A 12,901-nucleotide genomic window follows, 5' to 3' on the forward strand; every position below is an offset into this window, starting at 1 on the left:
GCGAGGTCAAAAGCCCCGTGCAACTGTTCGGACTGGCTTGGGTGCGGCCGACTGCTCTTGCTCTGTTCAACCTCTTGAGGGCTGACCGGGATCTCGGCATCTCGACCGCGCCGGCTGGGGATGGCCGTCCCCGGCCGGCCAAACCATCTTACACAGTCTGCCTTTCCAACCCGGGATCCATCGTAGAGTGCAGTTCCCCACGATGGATCCCGGATCAGCGCCGCTTTGCGGCTTGTCCAGGATGACGGTGCGGGTGTTGGAATTGGCAGGTGTTGAAACGACGACGATGTCGCCGCGCCTCACTGCTCTTCCAAGGGATCGGGATTGTCGAACTCCGAGACCGTTTCGATCCAGGCGAGAGCCTCGGCCTCGTCGGCAGGATCGAGTGCAGCGGATTGGCGTGCGATCCGCGCCCGCACCTCGGCAGAGCGCATTTCGGGGAGAAGAAGGCGCATATCGCGCATCCGTTCTGCAAATGCTGCCATGGCATCGTCCCCGAACTCGACGCCCGAGCGTAACGCGTTACAAAACTGGAGGCCAGACGAGCATCGTGACACGAGCGCTCAGCCTTTCGCCGAGCCGGCGACCAAACGGCCGCGCAAGCGGCGCGCGAGACCACCGATCAGCGGCATGAACAACAGTGCGAGGCCGATCGTCATCAGCGTCGAAACCAGCGGATTCGACCAGAAGATCCTGAGCGAGCCCTGCGAGAAGATCATCGACTGGCGGAAGGCGTCCTCGGCCTTGTCGCCGATGACCATGGCGAGCACGAGCGGCGCGATCGGATAATCGAGCTTCTTGAAGACATAGCCGACGAGGCCGAAGACCAGCGCCAGCCAGATGTCGAACTCCTTGCTCGCGGCGGTGTAGGCGCCGATGAAGCAGATCACCACGATCACCGGCCCGATGATCGAGAACGGGATGCGCAGGATCGAGGCGAAGAGCGGCACGGTCGCCAGCACCACGACGACCGCGACGACATTGCCGAGATACATCGAGGCGATCAGGCCCCAGACGAAATCCGGCCGGTCGGTGAACAGCGTCGGGCCGGGGTTGAGCCCCCAGATCATCAAACCGCCCATCATCACGGCGGCCGTCGCTGAACCTGGAATGCCGAGCGCCAGCATCGGCAGCATCGCCGCCGAGCCCGCCGCATGGTCGGCCGCCTCGGGCGCGATCACGCCCTCGGGATCGCCCTTGCCGAAGGTTTCGGGGTGGCGCGAGGAGCGCTTGGCCATGGCGTAGCTCATGAAGGAAGCGGCCGTCGGTCCGCCCGGCGTGATGCCCATCCAGATGCCGATCAGGCTCGAACGCAGCAGCGCCACCCAGTAGCGCGGCAGCTTGGCGGCGGTCGTCAGCACGTCACCGATGCGCACCTTGGCGGCGACGCCATCGAACTTCAGGCCCTCCTCCATCGTGAGCAGCAATTCGCCGATGCCGAACAGGCCGATCACCGCGATCAGGAAGCTGACACCGGCGAGCAGGACGTCGAAATCATAGGTCAGCCGGACATTGCCGGAGACCGAATCCATGCCGATGGCCGCAAGCGTGAAGCCGATGCCCATCGAGACGATGGTCTTCAGCGGCGAGGCGCCGCCAAGCCCGATGAAGCTGGCGAAGGTCATGAAATAGACCGCGAAATACTCCGGAGAGGAAAAGCGCAGCGCGAACTTCGCGACCCAGCCCGAGAGCAGCGTGATCAGGATGACGCCGGCAAGCGCCCCGAAGCCGGCAGAGAGGAAGGCGAAGGCGAGCGCCTCCGTCGCCTTGCCCTGCTTGGCCATGGGGTGGCCGTCGAAGGTCGTCGCCACGGAGGACGGTTCGCCTGGAATGTTGAACAGGATTGAGGTGGTCGAGCCGCCAAACAGCGCGCCCCAATAGAGCGAGGTCAGAAGAATGATGGCCGAAACCGGATCCATCGAGAAGGTCAGCGGCAGGAGCAGCGACACGCCATTGGGCGCGCCCAGCCCCGGCAGGACGCCGACAAGCACGCCCAGCAGCACACCCGCGAACATCAGCAGGATGTGGTGGGTCGTGAGCGCGACCGAAAAGCCGTGCATCAGATTGGCGACGTTATCCATGGCTTACGGCACCGTTTTCCGTTGCGAGCCGATCACAGGCCGATGAGAGGTTCGAGCGGGCCCTTGAGCAGGCCGATCTGGAAGAATTTCTCGAGCGCGAGATAGAAGAATGCCGCGGTTCCCAGCGCCGTCACCAGCGTCGCCGGCCAGCCATAGCGGCCCTGGAAGCGCATGGTGAAGACGAGATAGAGGAGCGTGGCTGCATACATGCCGATGGTGACGCTGAGGATGACGAAGCCCGCCATCGGCAGCAGGAACGAAGCGACGCGCCCGGCCTGCTCATGATCGAGGACGCTCTTGCGCAGGGCCGGGTCGCCGGCGAATTGCTTGCCGACCGTCAGCCCCAGCGTGCCGAGGCTCGCCAGCGCGACGAGCCCGCCGACATAAAAGGGAAACGCGCCGGGCTGCGGGCCCGATGAATCCCAGCCGATGCCGAATTCGAGCGCGCCTTTGACGATGACGAGACCGAAAGCCATGGTCGCCAAAGCGGTGACGGTCTCGGCCCAGAAGCGGGTGATCATTGGCGGGCTCCCTGTCGCGGATGAAGAGACGTCATGGTCGGGCTTGCCCCGACCATCTGGCAAACCAGCGTCTACTGGTCCGGAGATTCTCGAGTCGACGCTTCGCGCCGCCCGAGAATGACGATTGGGCCGCCCTACTTCACCACCCAGCCTTCGGTCTCGAAGACCTTGCGGCTGGCGGTGTCGTCCTTGGCGACGAAATCGGCGAGCTCCTTGCCCTTCATGAAACGGCTGGTCTGCGCCGTGCGGGCGACGAACTCCTGCCATTCCGGCGTCTTGCTGACCTTCTCCAGCAGGTCCGCGTAGAAGGCGACCGCGTCAGCGGGAACCTCGGCCGGCAGCCAGACGGTGCGCGGCATCTGGAAGGTCTCCAGCGGCAGGCCGGCTTCCTTGCAGGTGGGAACATCGCCCCAGCCCTTGCCCTCGAAGACCGGATCGCTCTTGGCGAGCCGCACCGGCGAGAACACGCAAAGCGGCTTCACCTGGCCGGCCTTCCACTGGCCGATATTCTCGTTGGGATTGTTGACGTTGGAATCGATATGGCCGCCGGCGAGCTGCACCGCCGCGGCGCTGCCGCCCTGGAACGGCACATAGATCCACTTCACGCCCGCCGCTTCCTGGATCATCGAGGTCAGCGTCTGGTCGGTGTCCTTGGACTGGCTGCCGCCCATCTTGAAGCCCAGGGGCTTGGCCTTGACCGCATCGAGATAGCTCTTGGCGTCGGCATAGGGCGCGCTGCCATTGACCCAGAGCAGGAACTCGTCGAGCGCCAGCGCCGCAACCGGCGTCAGGTCGGTGAATTTATAGCCGAGCTTGGCGACGTAAGGCAAAAGATAGGCGTTGTTGGTGCCGAAGATGACGCGGTTGGGATCGCCCTTGGCGCCCTTGCCATAGACATAGCCTTCGGCGCCGGAGCCACCGCCCTTGTTCACCACCACGATCGGCTGGTCGATCAGCTTGTGCTTGGTGATGATCGACTGGATGACGCGGGCGAAATTATCGGTGCCGCCGCCGGCGCCCGAGGTCACGACGAATTCGATGGGCTTGGTCGGCTGCCAGGCCTGCGCCGCGCCGATCCCGCCAAGTGCGAAGGCGCCCGCGAGCGCGGCCGTGATGCTGAACGATGTCATATGCTTCTCCCTGATGTCCGGTTCTTTCGGGGCGGCTCTTGAGGCGGCCGCCCTCGATGGAATGCTGTTGTCTTAAGCTGCGGCCTTGGCCCTCGCCTTTCCGTCCTGCGCCATCTTGATGGCGAGCGAGAGCGCGGCGCGGGTGGCGCCGAGATTGGCGATGCCTCGGCCTGCGATCTCATAGGCCGTGCCATGGGCCGGCGTGCAGATCGGGAAGGGAAAGCCGCCGATCAGGGTGACGCCGCGGTCGAAGCCGATCAGCTTCATCGCGATCTGGCCCTGGTCGTGATACATCGTCAAAACGGCGTCGAAATCGCCGTTCTTCGCACGCAGGAACACGGTGTCGGAGGGAAACGGCCCTTCGACGGTGAAGCCTTGCGCCTTGGCGGCCTTGACCGCCGGCTCGATCGTCTCGATCTCGTCGCGGCCGAAATTGCCGCCATCGCCGGCATGGGGATTGATGCCCGCGACCGCAATGCGCGGCGGGTTGAAACCAGCGGCGCGCAGATTGGCGTCGGCCAGCGTCAAGGCCCGCAGGATGCGCTCCTGGGTGATGTTCTGCGCAACCTCGGACAGCGGAATATGCGAGGTGACGCGGGCGTTCCAGAGCTTGTCCAGGATGTTGAACTCGCTCGCCGCGCCCTCGAAAGCGATCGCATCGCGCACGAAGCGGATCTCGTCGTCATAGCCGGGATAGGCGAAGCGCATCGCCGCCTTGTTGAAGGGCGTGAAGAAGACCGCATCAGCCTGCCCTGAGGCTGCGAACTGCAAGGCGCGGCGGAAATTCCCGGTCGCAGCCTTGCCGCCGGCGAGCGTCGCCTTGCCGCGCTCCAGATCGGCCGGATCGTGATTGGCGAGATCGATGAAGACCGGGGCGTCCGAGCCCACGGGAATGGCGTCGCCGTCGCGGATCAGCTGGACGGCTGGATCGACCTTGCCATCCTGCGCCCCGAGATCGAGCAGGCGCTTGTCGCCGAACACGACATAGCGGGCGGCATGACGCAGATCGGGCTCGACCAGGATACGGGCGGTGAGCTCGGGGCTGATGCCGGAGGGGTCACCCATCGCGACCGCGATCACCGGCAGCGCGCCATTTGCACGGCTTTCCATGAGATAGTCTCCAGCTTCGTCTTGTTGGGTTCTGGCTAGCACGGCCCCTCTTTCGCAGCAAGTATGCTGTATGCAGCATATTCTCCTTGCTGTAGACAGACATCGAAAGGCGCGAACCGGCCTGGCCGGATGACGGCGCCGTCCAAGGGGAACAAGACGACGATGAATTTCCACGCGCATTACGCCGGCATCACGCAGCCGATCGAGACCTGTCTTGTCGGCAGCGGCGGCTTTGGCCGCAGCTACCTTGCCCAGGCGTGCCGGATCCCATTGGTCAATGCGCGCATCGCCGTCGACATGACGGCGGAAGCGGCCGGGCGCGCTTTTGCCGCGGCCGGGATCGCGGCAAGCGAGATTGCGCTCTGCGACACGGCGACTGAAGCGCGCGCGGCCTGGGCAGCGGGCCGCCATGTCGCAGCGGGGCGGCTGGAGACAGTGATCGACCTGCCCTTCGCGATGCTGGTCGAGGCGACAGGCGGTCCCGAGGCTGCGACCCGTCACAGCCTGATGGCGATCGAGGCCGGCAAACATGTCGCGCTCGTCTCCAAGGAGGCCGACAGCGTCGTCGGGCCCGGCCTTGCCCGCCTCGGCCGCGACAAGGGCGTGGTCGTCACCCCCGTCGACGGCGACCAACCCAGCCTGTTGATCGCGCTGGTGAGCTGGGCAGAGGTTCTGGGGCTGGAGCTGATCGCAGCCGGCAAATCGAGCGAATATGATTTCGTCTTCGACACGGCGACCGGATCCGTCGCCTGCAATGGCGTGACCAGGCTGCTGCCGGAATTGCGCGAGCACTGGCTGCCGGGCGAGCGCTCCGTCGTCGCGACCGCCGCGGAACGCGCGCGCATCCTCGGCCAGGCCTTTCCGCTGCGGGCCGTGCCGGATCTCTGCGAGATGACGCTCGTCGCCAATGCGACCGGCCTCATTGCCGACACCGCCGCTTTCCATGCCCCGCCGGCGCGCATCCCGGAGATCGCCGATCTGTTTTCGCAAGCGATGCAGGGCGGCCTGCTTTCGGGTACGCGGCGCATCGACGTATTCCATCATCTGCGCCTGGCCGAGGAAGCGAGCTTCGCCGGGGGCGTCTTCGTCGTCGTCGCCTGCGAGAATGCCGAGACCTGGGAGATGCTCGCCGGCAAGGGGCATGTCGTCAGCCGCACGGCTGAGACCGCGATGCTGTATCTGCCGCGCCACCTGCTGGGGGTGGAGGTCGCCACCTCGATCCTCGACGCAGCCGGCCTTGGCCGCTCCGGCTATGGCGACGATTACCGCCCGCGCCAGGACCTCGTCGCGGTGGCAGAGCGCGATCTCGCGGCCGGCACGGTGCTGACCATGGGCGGGCATCATCACAGCATCGAGGGCGTCGGCGCAGAGATCCGTCCTGCCGCCGCCCTTGCCGAGGGCCGCCCTGCCCCGTTCTATCTGGCCGCCGACCGCAAGCTCCTGCGCCCCGTCAAGGCCGGCCAGGCGATCGCGCTGGGCGATGTCGACATCGCCGCGGATTCAGGCTTGCTCGCGATGCGCCGGCGGCAGGACGCCCTGTTCGCGGACAAGGCAGAGTTCGCAAACAAGGCAGGAGATGCCGGTTTGACAGCGCAGGGAGGCCATGCCGTAAACGGCGCGAGCACAGGAGCAATGGCAGCACGATGAGCGAAGCGGTGGCCGAGTATCCGAGGATCACGCGCCGCACCTTGCATGAGGAGGTGCTGGAGCGCCTTCGCGACATGATCATCGAAGGCAGGCTTGAACCCGGCCAGCGTATCAATGAGGGCCAGCTCGGCGCGCAGCTCGGGGTTTCACGCACGCCTTTGCGCGAGGCGATCAAGACGCTCGCCAGCGAAGGGCTCGTCGAGATCCTGCCGGCCAAGGGTGCGATCGTACGCAAATTCACCGCCAAGGATCTCGCGCAGATCCTGCAGGTGCTGAAGACGCTGGAACAGCTCGGCGGCCGCATGGCTTGCGAGCTGGCCAGCGACGCGACGATTCAAGCGATCAACCTGCTGCACGAGCGGATGCTCGCGCTCTACAAGTCGAACAACCGGCTCGAATATTTCAAGCTCAACCAAGCGATCCACAGTGCCATCGTGGCGGCCTCGGGCAACCCCGTGCTGATGGAAATGCACGAGACGCTGCAGGCCCGGATCAAGCGCTTGCGCTTCATCGGCAATGAAGGGCCACAGAAATGGGCCGGTGCCGTCGCCGAGCACGAGGAGATCATGGCAGCGCTGCTGAAGCGCGACGCAGAAGCGCTTCTCGACGTCATCGGCCGGCATATGGAATCGACCAGGCTGCGCGTCGCAGACGTGTTCTGAGAGGGCGATGCTCGCAAACGGCAAACGGATGATGTCGCGCTATGGTTTTCCCGCGACGTAACCGTAGAAATTGCCAAGGAAATCGCCGACCGGCAGCGTCTTGCTGCCGTGCGGGATCTGATACTCGCCATCGCCCCAGGTGAAGACCTTGAGCTTGACCGTGCCGTTCAACCGGTCGATCAGCGACCGCTGAACGGCCCAATGCTCGGCGGTGGTCGAGCTTTTCGACTGGTCCTTCTCGCTCAGGATATTCGCGCCGATGAAGAGGCAAATGCGGTAGCCGTCCGCATACAGCCGATTGGCATCGTCGATTTTGCTGAGGCCCATGCTGGCCACGATATTGGCGTCCTGCTCGACCTTGGAATAGCCGGCGCGCCGGAACCAATCCGCCAGTTCGCCGGGCAAGGTGATGCCGGCGAATTCCTTGTCGGCGTTGTCATAGTCCAAGAACCAGTTCTCGGAATCGCGGATGCTGGCCATGGTCATCCAGTCGACGTGATCCATCGTCGGCGGCGGCCGATAGGTCCGCACGTCCTCGTCCGGTGCGATCTCCAGCCGGTTGAGCTTCGCCCGCCCCTTCTCGTAGAGGTCGATGGCGAAACGGGCATAAGCGGCGGGGTTGTCGGCCGCTTCGCTGAACAGCAGCGCGGCCGGTCCGCACAGGCTCGCCTGGTCCTGCTTGATCAAGCCCGGATTGGCGATCCGCATCAGCAGGCCGACGCCGACCTCATATCGATCCAGCGAGAGAAAGCGGCTCGATCCCGAGCGCTCGAGAAAATCGCAGACCATGCCGGCCGCAAAGAGCTGCCGATCCGTGTCCAGCCTGTAGGGTCCCTTGCCGACCGCCGTCTTGCGGATCGTATTGACGAGCGTCGCCAGCATTGTCTTGGAACGCTGCTGCAGGCTCCTTGCGACGGCCAGGATCGTCGCCAGGTCGTTGATCTCATCGGAGGTGATGACGCCATCGCTGAGCGTGCTGCGAATGATGTTGACGACATCGGAATGGCTGAGCGTCATGTCGCCCTCCAAACCGGCATTCAACGATTTCGACACGGATCTGGTCGTGATCGCGTCCCATTGTCCCGGTTTTTTTGGCGGTGCGGGTGGCGGACGCGATGCCAACCCCTCCAATTGCGTCAACACCGGCCCGTTCGGTTCGACAAAGCCCGTCTGCCTGACCGGGGGATATCGTTTCTCGAAGCTCAGGATGGCCTGGTACAGCGCGTCGCTAGCGAACCCGCCGATGATACGTCCGCCCAAGGCTCCCCCGGTTCCGCCATCGGCGATCGGGATACGGTTCAGCAGGGCGATCACGACCTCCTGGTCGCTCTTCCAGTTCTGGCAATTGGCGCCGGTGCTGACATGTCGTCCGACGCGACCTCGAAGTGGCATGAAAACCTCCTTCGCAGAGCGGGCTGACCAACAGGATAGCCTCATCCCGAGCAGCCTGCCGCATCGTAATGGCGGGTGTCATCGATGGCAACGGCGCCTCGCACCGGCGCAGACGACCTTCGCCGCCGGCTTGACAGTGTAGCCGCCCTCCCCTCCGCTTGCGCAAAAGCAAGAACCTTCGAGGGAACCGCCACACCATGCTGACCTTGCGCCAGATCGAGGTGATCCGCGCCATCATGATCACCGGCACGATCTCGGGCGCGGCAAAACTCCTCAATGTCTCGGCGCCCGGCATCAGCCGCTTGATGAAGCACACCGAGCGCACGCTCAGGCTCAAGCTGTTCGAGCGCCGGCATGGGCGCTATGTGCCAACGCCCGAGGCCAACGACATCTTCGAGCAGATCAACGGCGTCTATAAGAAGGTCGACGACCTGCATTACACGCTTGCGCGCATCGAGCGCGGCGGCGGCATCGAGCTCCGGATCGGCTCGGTTCCGAGCATCTGCCATGTCATGGTGCCGCGCGCGATCGAGCGGCTGCGGCGCAAGCATCCCGACCTCAGGCTCGACATCAACATCCTGAAGATCGAGGAGGCGCTCGACTATCTCCTGCTCGGCAAGGGCGAGATCGCGGCAATGAGCTACAAGCTCGACCATCCCGGCATCGACTTCGTGCCGCTGAGCCAGGGCGAATTGCTCTGCATCGTACCAGACGGCCATGAACTCGCCGGGCGTCAATCGATCTCCGCCGCCGAGATCGTGCAGCACCCGCTGATCGGCATCGACCCCAATGATCCCTATGGCCGGGTCATGGCCGAGATCTTCAACCAGCAGGGCCTGGCCTATGACATTGTCATCAAGGCGCGCTTTGGCACCACGGTGTGCTCGCTGGTGCGCGCCGGGCTCGGCATCGCGGTGATCGACCAGTTCACCGTGGCGCATGGCTCGATGCAGGGCATCACCACGATCCCGATCGCCGAGCCGACGCGGTTCCAGACCTATGTCGCTGTGAAGAACGACAAGGCGCCCTCGCTCTATGCCGAAACCTTCGTGGCGCTGCTGCGCGAGGAGATGAACGCGGTGGTGACACCGCGCACATAACCGGCCGCGCAATCGTCTGTGCCGAAAATAACATCAGGTTAGGTAATGGCGATGGATTGGTTATCGCGTTATCCCGTCAAATCGGGCTATGTGACGCTCGGCAACGCCCGCTGAGATGACGAGCGAGCCGCGAGGGACGGATATGCCGGCTTTTCCCATAGCCAACCGCACGAAGCGCGTGCTGCTCGGGCTGATCGGCTCGCCGATCGCCCATTCCGCCGCGCCTGCGATGCACGAGGCCGCAGCGCGCGCCGCCGGCCTCGCGCTGCATTACCACCTCATCGACATCGCCGGAGCCAAGGAGGCCGATCTCGCGGTAATCCTCGACGGCGTACGCCGGCTCGGCTTTTCCGGCCTCAACATCACCTTCCCCTACAAGGAAGCGGTCATCCCGCTGCTCGACGCTCTCTCGCCCGACGCCGCCGCCATGGGCGCGGTCAACACGATCGTGGTGCGGGACGGCCTGCTCACCGGCTACAACACCGACGCCAGCGGTTTCGCCACGGCCTATCGCGCGCTGAAGCGCAGGGATGGCGACGCGCCCGTTGCGATCATCGGAACCGGCGGCGTCGGCAAGGCGATCGGCTTCGCGCTCGCCTCCTGCGGCGTCAGGACACTGCGCCTGTTCGATCTCGACCCGGCCAAGTCCGCGGCTCTGGCGGCGCAGCTTGGCCAGCACGCAACCGTCGAGATCGCGACGAGCGTGGAGGCCGCCGTCAGCGATGCGGCGGGCATCGTCAACGGCACGCCGATCGGCATGCTGCCGAACCGCGACACGCCCGTCCCCGCCGGGCTCCTCGACAAGTCCCAATGGGTTGCGGACGCGGTCTATCATCCGCTCTGGACACCGCTGCTGAAAGCCGCTCAAAGCGCCGGCGCGACGGTGATGACGGGGCGCGAGCTCAGCATCAACCAGGCCATCGACGCCTTCGCGCTGTTTACGGGCCAGGCGCCATCGCATAGCGCGATCGCCCAGGCCTTCGACGAAACCCTGGCGGCGCAGGAGGCCACCCACCGCGCAGCCTGAAGACGACCCCCATCCTGAAGACGACCCGAAGAACCGGGCGAGACACAAGACCAAACCGATCGGAGGAGACGACACCATGAAGAAGCATTGGATCATCGCAGCGGCGCTGACAGCGGGCCTTGGCCTGCCGGCGCTGGCACAGGACAAGGTCAAGCTCGTCGACGTGATCGAGCTGTCGGGCCCGGGCGCGACCTCGGGCACCAACTGGAAGAGCGGTGTCGACCTTGCCGTCGCCGAGATCAACGCCAAGGGCGGCATTCTCGGCAAGCAGATCGAGATCGTGCATTACGACACGCAGAGCAATCCCGGAAACACCCGGGCCGCCGTGCAGCGCGCCATTGATGAGGGCACCTATGCGGTGCTCGGCCCGGTCTTCTCCGGCCCCATCGGCGCCTCGATGCAGATCGCCCAGCGCGCCGAAATCGCCCAGATCGTCGGCGGCGAGGCGGCCGGCCTGACCAAGCAGGGCAACCAGTATCTGTTCCGGACCTCGCTCAGCCAGACGGCCGCGATGCCCAAGATCGCCAATTACCTGAAGAACACCGTCAAGGCAGGTTCCGTCGCCGTCGTCTGGGTCAATAACGATTTCGGCAAGGGCGGGCGCGACGCGATCCTGCCCGAGCTTGAAAAGGCCGGCATCAAGGTCGCCGTCGATGTCGCCACCGAACAGGGCCAGGCCGACTTCGCCGCCGACGCGATCAAGATCAAGAACGCCAATGCCGACGCCGTCTTCGTCTATCTCAACGAGGAAGAGAGCGCCCGCTTCCTGCGTGCCGCCAAGCAGCAGGGCATCACCAAGCCGCTGATCGGCGAGACCACCCTGCTCGGCGCCAAGGTGATCGAGCTCGCGGGCGACGCCGCCAACGGCGTCAAGGGCCATGTCGGCCTCTCGATCGACGCGCCGATCCCGGCCTTCCAGGAGTTCGGCAAGAAGTTCATCGCCAAATTCAACTACACTCCCGACCATAACGGCCTGAAGGGCTACATGGCCGTCTACATGGTCAAATGGGCGACCGAGAAGCAGAAGAAATTCGACAGGAAGGGCGTCGCCGACACGCTGCGCGGCGCGACGATCAAGCCCTCCGAGGAGCCCGGGATCCTGATTGAGACCACGATCGAGCAGAATGGCGACCTCGACCGCGAAAGCTTCCTCGCCGAGGTGATCAACGGCAAGCAGGTGATCAACGCCACCTTGCCGAAGCTCAAGCCGTAAGGCGCTCGTCATTCTCGGGCGATGCGCAGCATCGACCCGAGAACCTCTTCATCCAGAGATGGTCGGGTCAGGCCCGACCATGACGCTCCATCGCAGGGCACCAAGCCATGGCCGAATTCATCGCCTATCTCATCGCCGGCATCGCAACGGGCGCGATCTATGCGCTCGCGGCGATCGGCTTCACGCTGGTCTGGCAGACCTCGCAGACGATCAACTTCGCCCAGGGCGAATTCGTCATGCTGCCGGCCGTGCTCGTCCTGCTCGCGATCAAGCTGCTGGGCGCGCCGATCTGGTTGGGCGCGCTGATCGGCATCGCCGCCTTCATCCTAATCTTCGGCGTCGGCTTCAAGCTCACCGTGGTCGATCCGATGATCAAGCATGGCGTGCTGCCGCTGGCCATCGCTACCATGGCGCTCTCGATCATCATGAAGGAAAGCGCCAAGGACGGCTTCTCTGCCGAGGCGCAGAACTTCCCATCCTTCGTGCCCTCGCAAACCATCCAGGTCTTCGGCGCCTCGATCTCGCTGCAGCATCTGGCGATCATCGCGGTGGCCTTCGCCGTCATCGGCGCGCTGCAATGGTTCGTCGGTGGCACCAGGCTCGGCCGCCAGATGCAGGCGACCGCACAGAATCCGACGGTCGCGCGCATCCTCGGCATCCCGGTCGAGCGCATGGTGCTGCTGACCTTCGTCATCAACGCCGCGCTCGCGGTCGTCGCCTCCGTGCTGATCTCGCCGATCTATCTGGCGAAATTCTCCAATGGCGAGGTCATCGGCCTGTTCGCCTTCATCGCGGCGATCGTCGGCGGCTTCAACCAGGTCCGCGGCGCGCTCGTCGGCGGGCTGATCGTCGGCATCGTCGACTCGATGGCCGCCGCCTACATCTCGACGCAGTACCGGCTCGCCGTGCCGCTCGTGCTGCTCGTCGTCGTCATCCTGCTCAAGCCGGAAGGCCTGATGGGCCGCAAAGAGGAGCGCCGCGTATGACCGCGCCCGCAACCCATGAGAGCCTGCAGCAG

The 12,901-nt window shown here is 64.8% G+C and carries 12 protein-coding genes; 6 read left to right on the plus strand and 6 right to left on the minus strand.

What is annotated here, in order from left to right:
• Nucleotides 1-299: 299 nt before the first annotated feature.
• The 5 genes from RMR04_RS17590 to RMR04_RS17610 form a co-directional block, all read right to left on the minus strand.
• Nucleotides 300-455: a calponin homology domain-containing protein gene (locus RMR04_RS17590; RefSeq protein WP_311909628.1), complete on the minus strand. Its 156-nt coding sequence runs from the start codon at nucleotides 453-455 to the stop codon at nucleotides 300-302.
• Between the two features lie 108 nt (nucleotides 456-563).
• Nucleotides 564-2,081 carry a tripartite tricarboxylate transporter permease gene (locus RMR04_RS17595; protein ID WP_311909629.1) on the minus strand — a complete coding sequence of 506 codons (1,518 nt, stop codon included), beginning with the start codon at nucleotides 2,079-2,081 and terminating at the stop codon, nucleotides 564-566.
• Nucleotides 2,082-2,113: 32 nt separating this feature from the next.
• Nucleotides 2,114-2,602 (minus strand): tripartite tricarboxylate transporter TctB family protein, encoded by a 489-nt coding sequence (locus RMR04_RS17600; protein WP_311909630.1) that lies wholly within the window; start codon nucleotides 2,600-2,602, stop codon nucleotides 2,114-2,116.
• A gap of 134 nt (nucleotides 2,603-2,736) precedes the next feature.
• The gene (locus RMR04_RS17605; RefSeq protein WP_311909631.1) at nucleotides 2,737-3,732 is read right to left on the minus strand and encodes a Bug family tripartite tricarboxylate transporter substrate binding protein; all 996 of its coding nucleotides are present in this window, start codon (nucleotides 3,730-3,732) and stop codon (nucleotides 2,737-2,739) included.
• A 72-nt stretch (nucleotides 3,733-3,804) separates the two neighbouring features.
• Complete coding sequence (locus RMR04_RS17610) at nucleotides 3,805-4,842, minus strand: 4-hydroxythreonine-4-phosphate dehydrogenase PdxA (protein WP_311909632.1); 1,038 nt, start codon at nucleotides 4,840-4,842, stop codon at nucleotides 3,805-3,807.
• Between the two features lie 129 nt (nucleotides 4,843-4,971).
• Here RMR04_RS17610 and RMR04_RS17615 point away from each other — a divergent pair, with 129 nt between their 5' ends.
• Together RMR04_RS17615 and RMR04_RS17620 are read left to right on the plus strand one after the other, a co-directional pair.
• On the plus strand, nucleotides 4,972-6,489 hold the full coding sequence (locus RMR04_RS17615; protein WP_311909633.1) for a flagellar biosynthesis protein FlgA: 1,518 nt from the start codon (nucleotides 4,972-4,974) through the stop codon (nucleotides 6,487-6,489).
• A complete protein-coding gene (locus RMR04_RS17620; protein ID WP_311909634.1) occupies nucleotides 6,486-7,151 on the plus strand; it encodes a GntR family transcriptional regulator in 666 nt (221 codons plus the stop codon). The genes RMR04_RS17615 and RMR04_RS17620 overlap by 4 nt, the downstream gene beginning before the upstream one ends.
• A 39-nt stretch (nucleotides 7,152-7,190) precedes the next feature.
• On the opposite strand, the gene RMR04_RS17625 is transcribed toward RMR04_RS17620, so the two are convergent.
• A complete protein-coding gene (locus RMR04_RS17625) occupies nucleotides 7,191-8,543 on the minus strand; it encodes a hypothetical protein (RefSeq protein WP_311909635.1) in 1,353 nt (450 codons plus the stop codon).
• A 197-nt stretch (nucleotides 8,544-8,740) separates the two neighbouring features.
• Here RMR04_RS17625 and RMR04_RS17630 point away from each other — a divergent pair, with 197 nt between their 5' ends.
• The 4 genes from RMR04_RS17630 (at nucleotide 8,741) to RMR04_RS17645 (ending at nucleotide 12,869) form a co-directional block, all read left to right on the plus strand.
• Nucleotides 8,741-9,643: a LysR family transcriptional regulator gene (locus tag RMR04_RS17630; protein WP_311909636.1), complete on the plus strand. Its 903-nt coding sequence runs from the start codon at nucleotides 8,741-8,743 to the stop codon at nucleotides 9,641-9,643.
• Between the two features lie 142 nt (nucleotides 9,644-9,785).
• Nucleotides 9,786-10,670: a shikimate dehydrogenase gene (locus RMR04_RS17635; protein WP_311909637.1), complete on the plus strand. Its 885-nt coding sequence runs from the start codon at nucleotides 9,786-9,788 to the stop codon at nucleotides 10,668-10,670.
• Between the two features lie 76 nt (nucleotides 10,671-10,746).
• On the plus strand, nucleotides 10,747-11,883 hold the full coding sequence (locus RMR04_RS17640) for an ABC transporter substrate-binding protein (protein ID WP_311909638.1): 1,137 nt from the start codon (nucleotides 10,747-10,749) through the stop codon (nucleotides 11,881-11,883).
• Between the two features lie 107 nt (nucleotides 11,884-11,990).
• Nucleotides 11,991-12,869 (plus strand): branched-chain amino acid ABC transporter permease, encoded by an 879-nt coding sequence (locus tag RMR04_RS17645; protein ID WP_311909639.1) that lies wholly within the window; start codon nucleotides 11,991-11,993, stop codon nucleotides 12,867-12,869.
• Nucleotides 12,870-12,901: the final 32 nt, after the last annotated feature.

It is taken from the genome of Bosea sp. 685 (assembly GCF_031884435.1).
Lineage (GTDB): Bacteria > Pseudomonadota > Alphaproteobacteria > Rhizobiales > Beijerinckiaceae > Allobosea.